Origin of the sequence: Dietzia sp. SYD-A1 (genome assembly GCF_015356725.1) — a bacterium.
GTDB lineage: Bacteria > Actinomycetota > Actinomycetes > Mycobacteriales > Mycobacteriaceae > Dietzia.
The window spans coordinates 1-603 of the sequence record NZ_JADDKI010000686.1 but is presented as its reverse complement, the minus strand read 5'-3'; the positions used below and the strand labels follow the sequence as shown (position 1 = coordinate 603).

Here is a 603-nt window from a genome sequence, read left to right as displayed (position 1 = left end):
CCGTGGGACGTGCCCAACGGCTGGCGGGTCGGCGGGCGCGCCGAGGTGTGGACCCGGCTGGACTCCGGCCCGGGTTCGGACGCCGTCACCGTCGGCCTCAGGGGAACTCCCGACGACGCCGAGGTGACCATCACCGATGCCACGATCGGCTCGACGGCCGAGCCCGAGGTCTCCTCGCGGCACCGGGCCAGGGTCGCCCGGGACGGCGGGTCGCTGCGACTGACCGTCGACGACACCCAGCAGCGCTGGACCGTCGTCCGCTCCGCTGACCCCAAGGCGGCGGACACCTTCTGGGTGGCCGGCGACGGTGGCACCTGGGACCTGCGGCTGCTCCCGTTGATCGACTCCCGGATCCACGACGCCGGATTGTCGGACGGTCAGATCCTCAGCCCCATGCCCGGATCGGTCATCGCGTGTTTCGTCGCCGACGGCGACGAGGTGACCGCGGGCCAGAACGTCCTGGCCGTCGAGGCCATGAAGATGGAACACGCGCTGTCGGCGCCGATCGACGGAGTGGTCCGGCTGAACGTCACCACCGGCGAGCAGGTGCCCGCCGACCACCTGCTCGCGACGGTCGAACCAAGCACCGTCGAGCCCCACCCC

Annotated in this window: 1 protein-coding gene; it reads left to right on the top strand. The window is 72.1% G+C overall.

Annotated features, from left to right (window positions below; all coding sequences use genetic code 11):
* A partial coding sequence (locus tag IY392_RS18615) for an acetyl-CoA carboxylase biotin carboxyl carrier protein subunit (RefSeq protein ID WP_304511158.1) occupies positions 1 to 603 on the top strand: 603 nt, incomplete at both ends.